The organism is Methylobacterium sp. BI1 (assembly GCF_056680125.1).
The window spans coordinates 1722211-1737268 of the sequence record NZ_CM155267.1 but is presented as its reverse complement, the minus strand read 5'-3'; the positions used below and the strand labels follow the sequence as shown (position 1 = coordinate 1737268).

Annotated in this window: 16 protein-coding genes; 13 read left to right on the top strand and 3 right to left on the bottom strand. The window is 70.8% G+C overall.

All coding sequences use genetic code 11. From position 1 onward, the window contains the following. Positions 1-138 precede the first annotated feature (138 nt). Entirely contained in the window at positions 139-873 is a 735-nt protein-coding gene (chpT, locus tag AC1MGR_RS08205) for a histidine phosphotransferase ChpT (RefSeq protein ID WP_108034563.1), read from the bottom strand. Positions 874-1015: 142 nt separating this feature from the next. On the opposite strand from chpT, the gene AC1MGR_RS08200 reads away from it, so the two are divergent. Beyond that, positions 1016-1882 (top strand): 3'(2'),5'-bisphosphate nucleotidase CysQ family protein, encoded by an 867-nt coding sequence (locus tag AC1MGR_RS08200; protein WP_480234266.1) that lies wholly within the window; start codon positions 1016-1018, stop codon positions 1880-1882. Between the two features lie 13 nt (positions 1883-1895). Here the strand turns inward: AC1MGR_RS08200 and AC1MGR_RS08195 are convergent, their stop codons facing one another. Beyond that, positions 1896-2378, bottom strand: coding sequence for a YHS domain-containing (seleno)protein (locus AC1MGR_RS08195; protein ID WP_480234265.1), 483 nt, complete (start codon positions 2376-2378; stop codon positions 1896-1898). Between the two features lie 153 nt (positions 2379-2531). On the opposite strand from AC1MGR_RS08195, the gene AC1MGR_RS08190 reads away from it, so the two are divergent. The 5 genes from AC1MGR_RS08190 (at position 2532) to lysA (ending at position 6358) form a co-directional block, all read left to right on the top strand. Further along, positions 2532-3152 (top strand): DUF1134 domain-containing protein, encoded by a 621-nt coding sequence (locus tag AC1MGR_RS08190; protein ID WP_108034562.1) that lies wholly within the window; start codon positions 2532-2534, stop codon positions 3150-3152. Positions 3153-3301: 149 nt separating this feature from the next. After that, the gene (locus tag AC1MGR_RS08185; RefSeq protein ID WP_480234749.1) at positions 3302-4030 is read left to right on the top strand and encodes a hypothetical protein; all 729 of its coding nucleotides are present in this window, start codon (positions 3302-3304) and stop codon (positions 4028-4030) included. Between the two features lie 189 nt (positions 4031-4219). Beyond that, a complete protein-coding gene (locus AC1MGR_RS08180; RefSeq protein ID WP_055952021.1) occupies positions 4220-4516 on the top strand; it encodes a hypothetical protein in 297 nt (98 codons plus the stop codon). 101 nt (positions 4517-4617) lie between these two features. Further along, the gene (locus tag AC1MGR_RS08175) at positions 4618-4971 is read left to right on the top strand and encodes a hypothetical protein (RefSeq protein ID WP_108034561.1); all 354 of its coding nucleotides are present in this window, start codon (positions 4618-4620) and stop codon (positions 4969-4971) included. Positions 4972-5080: 109 nt separating this feature from the next. Further along, the gene (gene lysA / locus AC1MGR_RS08170) at positions 5081-6358 is read left to right on the top strand and encodes a diaminopimelate decarboxylase (protein ID WP_480234264.1); all 1278 of its coding nucleotides are present in this window, start codon (positions 5081-5083) and stop codon (positions 6356-6358) included. Between the two features lie 3 nt (positions 6359-6361). On the opposite strand, the gene AC1MGR_RS08165 is transcribed toward lysA, so the two are convergent. After that, on the bottom strand, positions 6362-6877 hold the full coding sequence (locus AC1MGR_RS08165) for a DUF533 domain-containing protein (RefSeq protein WP_480234263.1): 516 nt from the start codon (positions 6875-6877) through the stop codon (positions 6362-6364). A 214-nt stretch (positions 6878-7091) separates the two neighbouring features. Between AC1MGR_RS08165 and AC1MGR_RS08160 the strand changes: the two genes are divergently transcribed. From AC1MGR_RS08160 to AC1MGR_RS08130, 7 genes are all read left to right on the top strand, one after another. Further along, a complete protein-coding gene (locus AC1MGR_RS08160; RefSeq protein ID WP_480234262.1) occupies positions 7092-9758 on the top strand; it encodes a TIGR02302 family protein in 2667 nt (888 codons plus the stop codon). 92 nt (positions 9759-9850) lie between these two features. Beyond that, the gene (locus AC1MGR_RS08155) at positions 9851-10036 is read left to right on the top strand and encodes a twin transmembrane helix small protein (protein ID WP_108034755.1); all 186 of its coding nucleotides are present in this window, start codon (positions 9851-9853) and stop codon (positions 10034-10036) included. Between the two features lie 10 nt (positions 10037-10046). After that, the gene (locus AC1MGR_RS08150) at positions 10047-11339 is read left to right on the top strand and encodes an AmpG family muropeptide MFS transporter (RefSeq protein ID WP_480234261.1); all 1293 of its coding nucleotides are present in this window, start codon (positions 10047-10049) and stop codon (positions 11337-11339) included. Between the two features lie 167 nt (positions 11340-11506). After that, positions 11507-12121: an acyloxyacyl hydrolase gene (locus AC1MGR_RS08145; protein ID WP_108034556.1), complete on the top strand. Its 615-nt coding sequence runs from the start codon at positions 11507-11509 to the stop codon at positions 12119-12121. A gap of 164 nt (positions 12122-12285) precedes the next feature. Beyond that, on the top strand, positions 12286-12858 hold the full coding sequence (locus AC1MGR_RS08140) for a cob(I)yrinic acid a,c-diamide adenosyltransferase (protein ID WP_108034555.1): 573 nt from the start codon (positions 12286-12288) through the stop codon (positions 12856-12858). Between the two features lie 240 nt (positions 12859-13098). After that, positions 13099-13848 (top strand): electron transfer flavoprotein subunit beta/FixA family protein, encoded by a 750-nt coding sequence (locus tag AC1MGR_RS08135; RefSeq protein ID WP_108034554.1) that lies wholly within the window; start codon positions 13099-13101, stop codon positions 13846-13848. Positions 13849-13948: 100 nt separating this feature from the next. After that, complete coding sequence (locus AC1MGR_RS08130) at positions 13949-14896, top strand: electron transfer flavoprotein subunit alpha/FixB family protein (RefSeq protein WP_480234260.1); 948 nt, start codon at positions 13949-13951, stop codon at positions 14894-14896. Positions 14897-15058: the final 162 nt, after the last annotated feature.

Here is a 15058-nt window from a genome sequence, read left to right as displayed (position 1 = left end):
CCATACGCGCACTACAGTCTGTGCAGGACCGACCTTGCCCCCTAACCGGTTAGGGAAGGGTTTCACCACGGACGATAAAGCCGGAGATCGCCACAATATTTGACGATCTCCCGTCGAAGGGCCGAAACGCGGCCCGCGTCAGGCCAGCGCGGTCTCCGGCGGCTCGGAATCCGATGGGCGATCCGCCTCCGGCGCGGCGGGTGCGGCGGCTGGTGCCTCGGGCATCGCGGCGGCGGTGGGCGTGGCCGTGATCGTCACGGTATCGCCCTCGATCGCGAAGCGCACATCCATCGCCGCGGCGCGGGCGACGAGGCCGGCGTAGAACGGCAGGATGCCGTGGGCATCGACGGTGCCGTTCTCGGGGGTGCCGGCGATCATCTCCTCCACATGGGCCGGAATCCGGGCATGCGAGCCCTTGCTCTTGAGCACCAGGGTCGGGGCCTCGCCGTCGCCCTGCACCACCACGTCGATGAGCCCGCCGCGCGGGATCGCGCTCTGGGCGATCATCACCAGGTTGAGCAGCAGCTTGACCTTGTTCTTCGGGTAGAGCGCCTGGGGCGCACGCCAGGCGAGCTGCGTCTTGTCGTCGGCGAACATCCCGCGTGACACCTTCTCGGCATCGGCGAGGTCGATGGAGGCTCCCGCCGAACCGGCGGCGCCGAAGGCGATGCGGGCGAATTGCAGGCGGGCCGAAGCCTGGCGCGCGCTCTTGGCGATCAGCTCCAGGGCGAATTCCCGCATGGAGGTGTCGCTCTCGTCCTCGAGGACCTCCAGTCCGTTCACGATCGCGCCGACGGGGCTGATCACGTCGTGGCAGACCCGTGAGCACAGGAGGGCGGACAGATCGAGGGCGTCGAGATTCAGGGGGGTCATGGTGCGCTCCGCGCAGGCGTTTCGGGGCCGCGTCCGGTCGTGAACGGCACCGATAGACGGCGCCGGAAGCTTTGAAAAGCACCCGGGCCGATCGCGATCCGGGTCGACAAGGGCCGGTGGCGCGGGCATCATGGCGCTTATCATGTCGATCGATGCGCCGACGCGCGACCGTATTGCGGCGACCCTGATGGAAATTGCCTGCCGGGCAGGCGAAATCCTGAAGCGGCACCACGGGGGCGACTGCCCGCACGTGCTCAAGCCCGACGGCTCGCCGGCGAGCCAGGCGGATGCGGAGTCCGAGGACTTCATCCTCACGGAGCTCGCCCGGCACTGGCCGGGCATTCCGGTGATCGCGGAGGAATCGTCCTACGACCAGCCGCCGGCACCCCTGTTCTTCCTGGTCGATCCCCTCGACGGCACCCGGGACTTCCTCGCCGGCAACGTCGAATACAGCGTCAATATCGGCCTGATCGCGGGTGACCGCCCGATCGCGGCCGCCCTGGCCGCACCCGGCCTCGGGCGGGTCTGGGGCGCGGGCGGGCAAGCCTACGAAGCGGAGATCCGGGACGGGCATCTCGGCGCGCGCCTGCCGATCGCGGTGCGCCCGCGGCCGGACCAGGGGCTGGTGGCCCTGTGCAGCAACCGGCACGGCGACACCGAGACCGAGGCCTGCCTCGGTGCCCTCCGGGTCGGGGCGACCCGCTCGGCGGCCTCCGCCCTGAAGTTCTGCCTCATCGCCGCCGGCGAGGCCGACATCTACGTCCGCTGCGGCCCGACCATGGAATGGGATACGGCGGCCGGTGACCATATCCTCACCGTCGCCGGCGGCTGCGTCGTGGCGCCGGCCGGCCGGCCGATGACCTACGGTCACTATACCCGTAACTACCGCAACGGCCCCTTCGCCGCCCTCGGCGACGCGAGTTACGCGGTCAACCTCGTGCTGCCCGAGCGCAGCCCGCCGACGCGCTCCGCCGACCGGCACGCGACGCAGGAAGGACGCCTGCTCTGATAGCCGGCTGTCCTCAGTCCGGGAAATTCCGCTCGATCTGATCCTTCAGCGTCGGCCAGAGCAGTTCCGCCTCCGCGCCGAGGTGCGGCTCGGCAATGAGGCGGAGCCGGTGCGCGTCGCTGCGGCAGAGATAGAGCCGGTCGCTTCCGTCCGGGCCGGGCAGGCGCACATAGACCAGCGGGTCGGTGTCCACGAGGCGGCCGGCGAGGATCCCGATCGGATCGAAGCCGCCGAGGCGGGGCGCGTAGGCGGCGGGATCGCCGCGGAAGGCCTCCCGGTTCGCCGCCCGTGCGAAACGCCAGGTCAGGCCGTCCCAGAGGGTCTCGTAGGCGGGTCGGCCCGGCTCCGGACCGTCGACGAAGTAGCTGACGGCGTCGAACCCCTGGAGGGCGATCCGTCCCCCGGGCAGGCGCGGCAGGGTCGCGGCGCGTGCGCCGACGGCGTGCAGCCCGGCGGCCGCGGCGCCGCGAAGCAGGTGACGGCGCGTTAACCACATGTTGCTTTGTTTCGCATCATGATCGCCGCGTATCGAGACGCACCGGCCCAGGCCGGAACGGTCTCTAGGATGACAGCCCGGTCCATAGCGCGGTCTCGGTTAGCAAGACGATAGCGCCCGCGGGCGGGTGTCGGCAGACAGGAGGGACGAGGCATGACGTCGAACCATCGGGCCGTCCGCGCCCGTCCAGCGCAAGAGCCCGCGTCCCGGCGCGCCGTGGTCGGCGCCCTGGCGAGCGCCCTCCTCCTCGGTGTGTCGTCCCGCGCCCTCGCGGTCAGCGACGGCGCCCCCGGCAAGTTCCGCCCCGAGGAGCTGGTCGACAACGGACATCGCTTCTTCGGCTCGATGTCGCGCGGACTGGCGCAGCTCGTCGAGGAAGCCACCCGGCGCTGGGGCGAGCCCAACGGCTACATCCTCGGCCAGGAAGCCTCCGGCGCCATCGTGGGCGGCGTGCGCTACGGCGAGGGCACGCTCTACACCCGCAATGCCGGGCAGCGCCGCGTCTACTGGCAGGGTCCCTCCATCGGCTTCGACGTCGGCGGCGATGGCGACCGCACGATGATGCTGGTCTACAACCTTCCGGCGGTATCGGGCCTCTATCGCCGCTTCGGCGGCGTCGACGGCTCCGCCTATCTCGTCGGCGGCTTCGGGATGACGGCGGTGACCGCCGACGACATCGTCGTGGTCCCGATCCGCACCGGCGTCGGCGCCCGGCTCGGCATCAATATCGGGTATCTCAAGTTCACGGCCAAGCCGACCTGGAACCCGTTCTGATTCGCACCATGCCCGGGGTGTGTCCCCGCGCGTCTTGCCCATCACGGGGGGACATGGGCTAAACACACCGGCAAGGGTCGACGGCCATGTCCGTCGTCATTGCCGTCCACGGCGTGTTGAGCGAGCGTTCCCGCGTGATCGAAACCGTGATGATCTTCGCGCTCGGCTTCCTGGCTGCGAGCCTGTGCGCGCTGTTGCTTCTGCCGGCGGTGAATGCCCGGGCCGCTCGGCTGTCGGCGCGCCGCATCGAGGCACGCCTGCCCCTCTCGATCTCCGAAGTCACCGCAGAGAAGGACTACCTGCGGGCGCAGTTCGCCGTGGCCCAGCGCCGGCTGGAGCGTCAGGTCGAGGCCGTGCGGGCCCATCGCCATGCCGATCTCGCCGCCATCGGCGCCCGGACCATGGAGGCCGCCGCCCTCACGCGGACAGTCGAGGCCCGCGACACCACCTTGAGCGAGCGCGAAGCCGTCCTGGCCGCGACCCGCGCCACCCTCGGCGACGTGGAGCGTGACCTCGAGGCGGCGCGCCAGGATACCGCGCTGGGCCTCGCCACCCTGCAGGTGCTGGAGCAGGCGCACCAGGAGGTGCTCGACGACCTCCTCGCCGCCCGCTCCGCCCGGGTCCTGCCGGAAACGGCCGGCACTCCCGCCGCCGCCGGGTCGGAGGTCCCCGACCTGACCGCGGCCCTCGTCGCCGAGCGCGAGACCCTGCGGGCCAGCCTGATCGCGGCCGAGGAGGCCCTGGCCGAGGTGATGGCGCGCCGCGAGGGCGAGGCCGCGGATCTGCGCCGCCGGATCACCGACGTGGCCGAGAGCCTGATGCAGCGCGACCGGCTCCCGCCCGCCTCGGCCTTCTCGATTCCGGCCCGTTCCAACTGAGCGCCGTCCCCGGATCGAACCCGGCGCGGCATGTGCGCGGGAAAACGCCGCGGACGTTGCAAGGATTGGAAAACGCGGCGTAGAAAGCGGCCTGACCACGCGGCGACCATCCGCGCGCCATGTTTCGACCATCTCGGCGCTTCATCGGATCGCCCATTCCCCTGTTTCTTGAGACGGACCGCGCCCCCTATGGCCCTTAAGCTCACGTCGCTTGCCTTCCTCCTCGCCGCCACGGCCTCGATCGCGCCGGCGATCGCCCAGCCCGCGGCGCAGCCGCAAGGGGCCGCGACCGCGCCCCAGACGAAGCGCGGGAACGAGACCCTGAAGAAGTACTGCACCGGCGACTACCTGACCTATTGCGGCAATCTCGCCACCGATGATCCGGCCCTCGACAAGTGCTTCCAGACCAACTGGACCAAGCTCTCGGAGAACTGCCGTCGCGCCATCGACGTCTACCAGAAGACGGACGGCAAGAAGAAGGGCTGAAGCCCAGCCGACGCCGCGCGGGACAGCGTGGCCGTTTCACTCGCATCGTCGGGCCGCAACGGCTATGCTGACCGCCTCCGCGTCCCGGACCGCATGCGTTGATGTTCCTCCCTGCCCGCTCCCTGCCGACGATCGCCGCGATCGGCCTCATCGCGCTGTCCGCCTCGGCCTGCGGTCGGCGCGGCGCCCTCGAGCCGCCGCCCGGTACCGCCGCCGCCCGCTCCGTGGCGCGCCCCGGCCTGCCCGGCGTCGCGAGCCCGCGCGAGTTGCCCCAGAGCGTCGGCCTCGGCGGAGGGACGGCTGCGCCGGAGCCGGATGCGGTCCGCGCCGGTGACGAACTCGACACCCTGGCGGTACCGGGTTCGGGCGCCGAGGCGCCGGTGAAGACCACGCGCGGCGCGAAGCGCGGCTACGTGGTGCCCAAGGAGCCTTTCCTGCTCGACCCGCTGCTGTAGAAGCGGGTCACCACAGCCCTTTCCCCAGCCTCGCGCGGGAGGGCGCGCCCGCCCGGACGCGCCGCGCACGGGCCCCGAAATCCCGGGCGGGATACCCGCAGGCAGGCCGATGCACCACTTCCACTATCGCGACGGCCGTCTCGAGGCCGAGGATGTCGACCTCACGGCCCTCGCCGAGACGGTGGGAACGCCGTTCTACTGCTACGCCACCGCCACGCTGGAACGGCACTACGCGGTTTTCGCCCAGGCCTTCGGCGAGGACGATGCCCTCGTGTGCTTCGCCATGAAGGCGAACTCGAACCAAGCCGTGCTGGCCACCCTGGCCCGCCTCGGGGCCGGCATGGACATCGTGTCCGAGGGCGAGCTGCGCCGGGCATTGGCGGCGGGCGTCGATCCGCAGCGCATCGTCTTCTCCGGGGTCGGCAAGACCCAGGCCGAGATGGCCGCGGCCCTGAAGGCCGGCATCTTCTGCTTCAACGTCGAGAGCGAGCCGGAACTGGCCCAGCTCTCCGCCGTGGCCTCCAGCCTGAACCTGACGGCCTCGATCTCCATCCGGGTCAATCCCGACGTCGATGCCGGCACCCACGCTAAGATCTCGACCGGCAAGTCCGAGAACAAGTTCGGCATTCCGATCAGCCGGGCCCGGGCCGTCTACGCCCAGGCGGCGACACTGCCGGGCCTCGCGATCTCCGGCGTCGACATGCATATCGGCAGCCAGATCACCGATCTGGCGCCCTTCGACCACGCCGCCGGCCTGCTCGCCGGACTGGCCCGCGACCTGATGGCGGAGGGGCATCCCCTCCATCACATCGATTTCGGCGGCGGCCTCGGCATCCCCTACCGCGACGACAATGCCCCGCCGCCGGAGCCCGCGGCCCTGTCGGCGATCCTACGTCCGCATTTCGCGCCGCTCGGCCTGCGTCCGGTCTTCGAGATCGGCCGGATGATCGCCGGCAACGCCGGCATCCTGGTCACCCGCGTGATCTACGTGAAGCGCACCGAGGGCCGGACCTTCGTCATCGTGGACGCGGCGATGAACGACCTGATCCGTCCGACACTGTACGAGGCCTATCACGGGATTCGCCCGGTGAAGGAGCCCGGCGCCGAGACGCCCCGGATGGTCGCCGACGTGGTCGGGCCGGTCTGCGAGAGCGGCGACTACCTGGCGCTCGGCCGCGAGATGCCGGAGGTCGCCCCCGGCGACCTGATCGCGGTGATGAGCGCGGGTGCCTACGGGGCGGTACAGGCGGGCACCTACAATTCCCGCCTGCTCGTGCCGGAGGTGCTGGTGCGCGGCAGCGTGGCCGCCATCGTGCGCCCGCGCCAGAGCTACGAAGACCTGATCGCCCTGGACCGGATGCCGGACTGGCTGAGCCCGCAGGGCTGAGCGTCAGGCGGCGAGTTCACCCTCGATCCGTTCGACCGCCTCGCCCGGCACGTCGAGGGCCTCGGCGAGGCGCTTGAGAAACTCGCGCTCCTGCAGCGTGTCCGCCAGGATGGAAAGGCGGACCGCCGAGTAGATGCGCGTCGCCTGCTCGGGGGTGTCCACCGCGTCCGCGATGACGTCGAGGTCGACCGGATCGGCGATCTCCGCCTCCAGCCAGGCGGCACCGTCCCTGGCGAGGCCGGAGGTTTGCACCGCCGCGTCGAGGCGCTGACGCTCGTCCTTGTCGATCATCCCGTCGGCCAGAGTGGCCGCCACCATGGCGCGGAGCATGAGCCGGGCCTCGTCCTCGTCGATGGCGGGGGCGGCCGGGGCCGCGGTACCTGCGGGCGTGGCGGGCGCGCGCAGGGCCCGGGCGGCGAGGCCGGCCACCAGGGCGAGCCCGCCCAGGGCCGCCCCGGCCGCGAGACGGCCGCGGCGCGCCCGCACAAGGGCATCGACGAGGGGCTTCACATCGACCATGGCGGGCATCCTTCCAACGCGCTGAACGTGAGGCGGCAACACGCGAGGGCGGCAGCGGGTTCAGATCGCGGACGGGTCGACCCGATGACCTTGGCTGATTTGGGCCTGGGCTGATTTGGACCTGGGCTGATTTGACCCCGTCGCGTGGCGCCTTCACCATGCTAGCCTTGCGGCGAGGCGTGGCGCCGATGCGACGCGCGAGGAGCCAGACACGATGGGCGAGGCCGACCCGGCGACCTCCACGAGCAGCGGGCCCGCGCAGGGCACCGGCGGTCCGGTGCTGCGTCAGCGGCTCGACCGACTGGTCGCCCGCTCTCAGGCGGCCGGCCTCTGGGAGCGGGCCTGGCCGATCCTGTGGCGCGGTCTCGGGCTGGTCCTGGCCTTCCTGACCCTGTCCTGGCTCGGGCTCTGGCTCGACCTGCCGCCCCTTGGCCGCGTCGCCGGCCTCCTGCTTTTCACCCTGGCGCTCGTCGCCGCGCTCCTGCCGCTGGCCCGCCTGCGGCGCGACACCCGCCGCGAGGCCCTGGCGCGGATCGACCGCGCCGCCGCCGCCAAGGGCGGGGCCTTGTCCCACAACCCTGCCTCCTCCATCGAGGACACCCTCGCGGTCGGCACCGCCGACCCGGCGACCCGTGCCCTGTGGGCGGTGCATCAGGCGCGCGCGGCCGAGGCGGTGGCCGGGTTGACGCCGCCCCCGCCCCGCCCCGCCATGGCGCGGCGCGATCCCTTCGCGCTCCGGGCGGGGCTGATCGTGGCCGCGGTGGCGAGCCTGTTCGTGGCCGGGGCCGAGTGGCGCTCCCGGATCCTCGGGGCCTTCGACTGGCAGGCGCCGCCGCCGCCCGGGCCGACCTTCCGGGTCGACGGCTGGATCGATCCGCCCCTCTACACCCGTCTGCCGCCCCTGGTGGTGACGATGAACGGCGAGCAGCAGCGCCTGCGCGCGCCGGTGAATTCGACCCTGATCGTCCGGATCGCCGGCCAGGGCGAGGCGGTCCTGACGCCGAATGCCGGCCTGAAGCCGCTGCCCGGCAAGCCGCCCCACGCGGACCTGCGCGAGGACCGGTTCCAGCTCAGCGGCGGCGTCGCGGACCTGACGGTCGCGGCGGGCGGTACGACGCAGCACCTTCTCGTCGAGACCATCCCCGACACGCCCCCCGAGGTGGAACGCATCGGTGCCCTCGAGGTGAACGCCCGCGGGACCTTCAACCTGACCTATCGCGCCAAGGACGATTACGGCATCGCCTCGGCCGAGGGGCTGGTGGAGCCCCTGGCCAACACCCGCGCCCTCGTCCCGCCGCCGAAGATCGCCCTGGCCCTGCCGGCGGATGCCACCGGCGAGCACGACACCAAGACGCTGGTCGACCTCACCGACAATCCGTGGTCGGGCGCTCGCGTGCGCCTGTCGCTCATGGTGAAGGACGAGGCCGGTCAGGAGGGGCGTACCCCCACCGCCGAGGTGACGCTGCCGGCGCGGGTCTTCACCAAGCCCCTGGCGCGCGCCCTGGCCGAGGAACGCCGCCGCCTGATCACCGCGCCCGACGACAGCCGCGGCCGGGTCCAGACCGCCCTCGACGCGCTCCTCATCGCGCCCGACACCTTCACGCCGCAGGCCAGCATCTTCCTCGGGCTGAAGGCCGCCTCACGGCGCCTCAAGGCCGCGCGGAGCGACGAGGGTCTGATGGAGGTGGCCGACCTGCTCTGGGAGATGGCCCTGAAGATCGAGGACGGTGACCTCTCGGATGCCGAGAAGAGCCTCCGTGCCGCCCAGGACAACCTCAAGCAGGCGATCGAGCGCAACGCGCCCGACGAGGAGATCAAGAAGCTGACCGAGGACCTGAAGCAGGCCCTCGACAAGTTCATGAAGGGCATGGCCGAGCGCCAGCGCAAGGATGCGAAGCCCCAGGCGGAGAAGAGCCAGCCGAACCCGAACGCCAAGACGGTGACGCCGGACGACCTCAACAAGATGCTCAACGACATGGCCGAGGCCATGAAGCGCGGCGACACCGCCGAGGCGCAGCGCCTCCTCGACCAGCTCCGCGAGACCCTCGAGAACCTCCAGACCGCGGAGCCGGGGGGCAAGTCCGATCCGAACAGTCGGGAGATGAGCAAGCAGGCCGACGAGCTCGACAAGCTCTCCCGCGAGCAGCAGGACCTGCGCGACGAAACCTACAAGGACGGCCAGGACAAGCGCGGCCAGCAGGGGCAGGGTCAGCGCGGCCAGCGCCCGCAGCGCGGCCAGCCCGGCCAGCAGGGCGACGGCCAGAAGGGCCAGCCGGGACAACAGGGCCAAGGTCAGCAGGGCCAAGGTCAGCAGGGCGAGGGCCAGAAGGGTCAGGGCCAGCAGGGCCAGAAAGGCGACGGCCAGAAGGGCGGCGCCGGTCAGCGCCAGCAGGCGCTCCGCGAGCGCCTGGAGGACCTCCAGCGCCGCATGAAGGACCTCGGCATGCAGGGCGAGGACGGCCTGTCGGAGGCCGAGGAAGCCATGCGCGAGGCCGAGGGCGCCCTCGGGCAGGGCAAGGACGGCGATGCGGTCGATGCCCAGGGCCGTGCCCTGGACGGCCTCAAGCGCGGCGCCGAGGGCATGCAGAAGCAGATGCAGGAGATGGCCGAGGGCGAGGGTGAGGGCGACGGGAAGGGCGAGGGCGAGGGTGGCGAGAAGCCGAGCCAGCAGGGCCAGGCCGGCAACCGCGACGACGATCCCCTCGGCCGACCCACCAAGGGCCGCGACATGACCAACGGCAATGCCCGCGTGCCGACGGCGGACGAATCCGCCGTGCAGCGCACCCGGCGCATCATGGAGGAGCTGCGGCGCAAGCTCGGCGACCCGAACCGCCCGCGCGAGGAGCTCGACTATTTCGAGCGTCTCCTGCGCCGCAACTGACGCCCCGCCCTGCCCCCTGGGCTCCTCCCCCAGAGGGGCCCATATGAGGGGCGACGATCCCCGACCCGAAAGCCACGAGACCTGACGCCGTGATCTCCTCCAACTCCCTCGTGCTCCTCGCCTGCGTCGCGGTGGCGGTGGTCCTGTTCCTCGGCCTGTTCAACATGATGCGCGGGGGCAGCGCCAACCTCTCGCAGAAGCTCATGCGCCTGCGCGTGCTGCTGCAGTTCCTGGCGATCATCTTCATTATGGGCGTGGTCTGGTGGCGTTCGGCCTGACGCCGCTACGATGGGCGCCGCCGCGTTCCTGAGTTCGATCCGCGACCGGCGTACCGCGGCCATGCTGGGCCTGGGCTTCAGCTCGGGCATCCCCTTCCTCCTCGTCTACGTCACGCAGTCGGCGTGGCTGTCCGAGGCCAAGGTGCCGATCGGCATCCTGGGGCTGATGAGCGAGCTGACCCTCGCCTACAAGTTCAAGTTCCTCTGGGCGCCCTTCCTCGACCGCTATGACGCCCCCCTGGTCAGCCGGCTGGTCGGACGGCGGCGGGGCTGGATCCTGGTCTCGCAGCTCGGCGTGATCCTGGCGCTCGCCGGCATCGCCTTCGGTGATCCCGAGCACTGGCTCGCCTGGACCATCGTGTTCTCCCTCGCCCTCGGCTTCGCCGGGGCGACCCAGGACGTGGTCATCGACGGCTGGCGCATCACCGTGGCGCCGGCCGAGCGCCAATCGCTGATGTCGTCCTGGGCCGAGATCGGCTGGCGCATCGGCAATCTCGTGGCCGGGGCCGGCGCCCTCTACCTCGCCGATGCCTATGGCTGGCGCGCGGCCTACCTGTGCATGGGGGTCGCGATGGCGCCCGGCGTGATCGCCGCCCTCCTCGCCCCCGAGCCGGATTCCGACCGGAGCGCGCCCCACGACCGTCCCGGCTTCGTCGAGACCATCGTGGCCCCGATCCGGGACCTCGTCGGCCGCCTCGGTCCCCTGGCGATCCCGATCCTGCTCCTGGTGGCCGGCTTCCGGATGCCCGGCTACGTCGCCAGTGCCATGGCGATGCCGCTGTTCAAGAGCCTGCACTATTCGAACACCGACATCGCCACGGTGACCAAGCTGTTCGGCTTCGGCGTCGCCCTGGCGGGCACCGTCCTGGCCGGCTACGTCGTCCCGCGGATCGGTATGAAGGCGAGCCTGCTCGCCGGCACCGTCTTCGGCTCGGCCTCGCATCTCAGCCTCGCCTACCTGGCGCTGCATGGCGGCGACGGCGGCAACGCCTTCTGGACCTTCGCCATCGCGGTAAGCATCGACAGCTTCGCCTATGCGGTCGCGTCGATCGTGCTGATCACCTTCATGTCGACCCTGGTGGCGACCGAACATGCGGCGAGCCAGTACGCCCTCCTGACCTCCCTCTGCGCCCTCCCCGGCAGCCTGCTGGCGGGCGCGTCCGGCTTCGTCATCGAGACGACGGGCTTCGCCTGGTTCTTCGTGGCGACCTCCCTCATCGGCGTGCCGGTGGCGTTCCTGGCGTGGTGGGTCTGGCATCGGCAGGGCGGGACCGGGTCGATGGCGCCCGCGCCGGCAGCCTGAGCGGCCCGAAGAGGCGGCCATGGCCGGCGCGTGCGACCGGCTCGTGAGAGCGGCGAGTGTGGCCAGGAGGTCTCACCGCACAGCTATCGCTGTCGCGAGGCCCCTGACGCCTGCCGATGCCGCGAGCGGCCATGCTAGACACGTTCGGTCAACCCGGAACCATCCCGATGCAGTCCCACCCGCTTCGCCTCGCCGCTGCCGCCGTCGTGCTCGCCACGGCCATGCCGGTCCAGGCCGCCGACTTCCCGTCCGCGCCGCCGGCCGCCTATGTCAGCCCGGTGAAGCCCCTGAGCATCGTCTCCGAGGTCCGCATCGGCGGCGCCGTGCAGGACCCCGGCAGCGCCGAGCACAACACCAGCAACATCAACGGCGAAATCCTCTTCTCCAAGCCGCTGGTCAGCGTCGATCCGTTCTGGCAGGCCTTCGTGCCCAGGGCCACCGTCGGCGGCAGCTACAACTTCGGCGGCCGCACCAGCTACGCCTATATCGGCGCGACCTGGACCGTGGATCTCTTCCCGCAGACCCTGAACAACATCGTCTTCCTCGAGGGCTTCTTCGGCGCCGGCGCCCATAACGGCTATACCGGTCCGAAGCCCACGGCTCCGGCCGGGTTCAACACGCTGGGCTGCAACCCGCTGTTCCGTGAGGCGGCCGCCCTCGGCTTCCGGCTCACCGAGCACTGGAGCATCATGGCCACCGTCGAGCACATGTCGAATGCCGGCCTCTGCGCGAACAACCGCGGCCTGACCAATTTCGGCGGCAAGCTCGGCTACACCTTCTGAGGCGGCTGCGCCCGCATCTTGTATGAGACGTGAGGGCCGGTTCCGCCGCTGCGGGGCCGGCCCTTCGCATTCAGATTTGAGCGACTCCCAGCGGGGGCAAACTGCGCTAGGTTCCCGCTTCCGCAGGCCTCTCTCGCCAGCCCCGCTCAGGATCGGACGCCACCGTGGTCACCCTCAACCGCATCTACACCCGCACCGGCGACAAGGGGTCGACCGCCCTCGCGAGCGGCGAACGGCGCTCCAAGGCGGATCTGCGGATCGAGACCTATGGCACCGTCGACGAGACGAATGCCTGCATCGGCCTCGTGCGGCTCCATGCCGACCCGCGCCTGGACGCGATGCTGGGCGCGATCCAGAACGACCTGTTCGATCTCGGCGCCGACCTCGCGACGCCGGAAAGCGCCGAGCCGCCGAAATACGAGCCTCTGCGGATCGTCGCGGCGCAAGTCCAGCGGGTCGAGCGCGACATCGACGCGCTGAACGCCGACCTCGCGCCCCTGAAGTCTTTCGTGCTGCCCGGCGGGTCGCCGGCCTCGGCCGCCCTCCACCTCGCCCGGACTGTGTGCCGCCGGGCCGAGCGGCTGGCCGTCGCCCTGGCTGCGACCGAGGGCGAAATCGTCTCGCCGGAGGCGTTGCAGTACCTGAACCGTCTCTCCGACTTCCTGTTCGTGGCGAGCCGGACCGTCAACGCCAACGGCGCCGACGACGTGCTCTGGGTGCCGGGTCAAAACCGCTGAGGCTTCAGCATTTTGAATACGAACGGGCCGCGACCCTGAGCCCGTGAGGCCGCGTACCGCCCCTCGACAACCCTCGCTCGAGCGGGCGGCCGTGGGGCGCGTTGACAAGGCGGAAATGAGGCCGTTACGGTCCGCCGCCTCAATGACCAGGGTTCTGGACCTCCGGTTGTCCCGGAGTTCCTTTGCGCGCCGCGCCGGCCTGGTCGAAGAACATTATCCGCGCGGAGGATTGTGAACGCCATGAAGGTTCTGGTGCCCGTCAAGCGGGTCGTCGACTACAACGTCAAGATCCGGGTCAAGGCCGACGGTTCGGGCGTGGATCTCGCCAACGTCAAGATGTCGATGAATCCTTTCGACGAGATCGCCGTCGAAGAGGCGATTCGCCTGAAGGAGAAGGGCAAGGTCACGGAGATCGTCGCCGTCTCCGTCGGTCCGCAGCAGGCGCAGGAGACCCTCCGCACCGCGCTGGCCATGGGTGCCGACCGGGCGATCCTGGTGAAGACCGACGGCGTGGTCGAACCGCTGGCGGTGGCCAAGATCCTCAAGGCTCTGGTCGAGAAAGAGGCCCCCGGCCTCGTCATCCTCGGCAAGCAGGCCATCGACGACGATTCGAACCAGACTGGCCAGATGCTGGCCGCCCTCCTCGACTGGCCCCAGGGCACCTTCGCGTTCAAGGTCGAGTTCGGCGAGGGGTCGATCGACGTCACCCGCGAGATCGACGGCGGCCTCCAGACCGTGACTCTGACCCTGCCGGCCATCGTCACCACCGATCTGCGCCTCAATGAGCCGCGCTACGCCTCGCTGCCCAACATCATGAAGGCCAAGAAGAAGCCCCTCGAGGAGCTGGCCCCCGATGCCCTCGGCGTCGACGTGACCCCGCGGGTCACCGTGCTGAAGACCGTGGAGCCCGCAGGGCGGAAGGCCGGCATCAAGGTCGGGTCCCCGGCCGAACTCGTGCAGAAGCTGAAGGGCGAGGCCGGGGTCCTCTGAGACTCCGCGCCGCCGACGGCTTCAAGAACCCGCCGCACCGGTGCGGCGGGTGAGACGGGGTCCGGGACCCTCCCGCTATCGATTTCAAGGTTCGCACATCATGGCCACCCTACTCCTCATCGAGCACGACAGCTGCGCGGTCCGCGACGCGAGCCTGAAGGCCCTGACGGCCGCCGCCGCCCTGGGCGGGCCCGTGCACGCCCTCGTGGCCGGCGCCGGCAGCCGTCCCGCCGCCGAAGCCGCCGCCAAGCTCGACGGGGTCGAGAAGGTGCTGCTGGCCGAGGACGCCGCCTACGACCACCTCCTGGCCGAGCCGACCGCCGCGCTGCTCGTCTCCCTGGCGGAGTCCTACGACAACATCGTCGCGGCGGCCTCCACCACGGGCAAGAACGTGCTGCCGCGGGTCGCCGCCCTCCTCGACGTGGCGCAGATCTCCGACATCATCAGCGTGGTCTCCCCCGACACCTTCGAGCGCCCGATCTACGCCGGCAACGCGATCCAGACGGTGCAGGCCGGCGCCGGCAAGAAGGTGATCACCGTCCGGATGGCGGCCTTCAAGCCCGCCGGCGAGGGCGGCGCGGCCGCCGCGATCGAGTCCGTCCAGGCCGCCGCCTCCTCGGGCAAATCGAGCTTCAAGGGCGAGGAGATCGCCAAGTCCGACCGCCCCGAGCTGGCCGCCGCCAAGATCATCGTCTCCGGCGGCCGTTCGCTCGGCTCGTCGGACAAGTTCAAGGAGCTGATCGAGCCCCTGGCCGACAGCCTCGGGGCCGCCGTGGGCGCCTCCCGCGCCGCCGTCGATGCGGGCTACGCCCCCAACGACTGGCAGGTCGGCCAGACCGGAAAGGTCGTGGCCCCGGAGCTCTACGTCGCCGTCGGTATCTCGGGCGCGATCCAGCACCTCGCCGGCATGAAGGACTCGAAGGTCATCGTCGCCATCAACAAGGACGAGGACGCTCCGATCTTCCAGGTGGCGGATTACGGTCTCGTGGGCGACCTGTTCCAGATCGTTCCGGAGCTCCAGTCCGAGATCGCCAAGGCGAAGGGCTGAGGCGGAACAGGCACGTCCGGCCGGTGTGGGCTTCGTGCGCACCGGCTGACCGGTACGGATGGCCTTCCAGCGTGGAAATGCTCTAGGACGCTGCCGCCGCGAAACGTTATAAGCGAGGCGGGCGCCCTCGGCGGCCGGGCGGGGGGCCCGGACCGCGGCGGC

Bases quoted from the DNA above. Each gene is read 5' to 3' on its own strand.
- chpT (WP_108034563.1), bottom strand. From the start codon at position 873: ATGACCCCCCTGAATCTCGACGCCCTCGATCTGTCCGCCCTCCTGTGC.
- AC1MGR_RS08200 (WP_480234266.1), top strand. From the start codon at position 1,016: ATGTCGATCGATGCGCCGACGCGCGACCGTATTGCGGCGACCCTGATG.
- AC1MGR_RS08195 (WP_480234265.1), bottom strand. From the start codon at position 2,378: ATGTGGTTAACGCGCCGTCACCTGCTTCGCGGCGCCGCGGCCGCCGGG.
- AC1MGR_RS08190 (WP_108034562.1), top strand. From the start codon at position 2,532: ATGACGTCGAACCATCGGGCCGTCCGCGCCCGTCCAGCGCAAGAGCCC.
- AC1MGR_RS08185 (WP_480234749.1), top strand. From the start codon at position 3,302: ATGATCTTCGCGCTCGGCTTCCTGGCTGCGAGCCTGTGCGCGCTGTTG.
- AC1MGR_RS08180 (WP_055952021.1), top strand. From the start codon at position 4,220: ATGGCCCTTAAGCTCACGTCGCTTGCCTTCCTCCTCGCCGCCACGGCC.
- AC1MGR_RS08175 (WP_108034561.1), top strand. From the start codon at position 4,618: ATGTTCCTCCCTGCCCGCTCCCTGCCGACGATCGCCGCGATCGGCCTC.
- lysA (WP_480234264.1), top strand. From the start codon at position 5,081: ATGCACCACTTCCACTATCGCGACGGCCGTCTCGAGGCCGAGGATGTC.
- AC1MGR_RS08165 (WP_480234263.1), bottom strand. From the start codon at position 6,877: ATGGTCGATGTGAAGCCCCTCGTCGATGCCCTTGTGCGGGCGCGCCGC.
- AC1MGR_RS08160 (WP_480234262.1), top strand. From the start codon at position 7,092: ATGGGCGAGGCCGACCCGGCGACCTCCACGAGCAGCGGGCCCGCGCAG.
- AC1MGR_RS08150 (WP_480234261.1), top strand. From the start codon at position 10,047: ATGGGCGCCGCCGCGTTCCTGAGTTCGATCCGCGACCGGCGTACCGCG.
- AC1MGR_RS08145 (WP_108034556.1), top strand. From the start codon at position 11,507: ATGCAGTCCCACCCGCTTCGCCTCGCCGCTGCCGCCGTCGTGCTCGCC.
- AC1MGR_RS08135 (WP_108034554.1), top strand. From the start codon at position 13,099: ATGAAGGTTCTGGTGCCCGTCAAGCGGGTCGTCGACTACAACGTCAAG.
- AC1MGR_RS08130 (WP_480234260.1), top strand. From the start codon at position 13,949: ATGGCCACCCTACTCCTCATCGAGCACGACAGCTGCGCGGTCCGCGAC.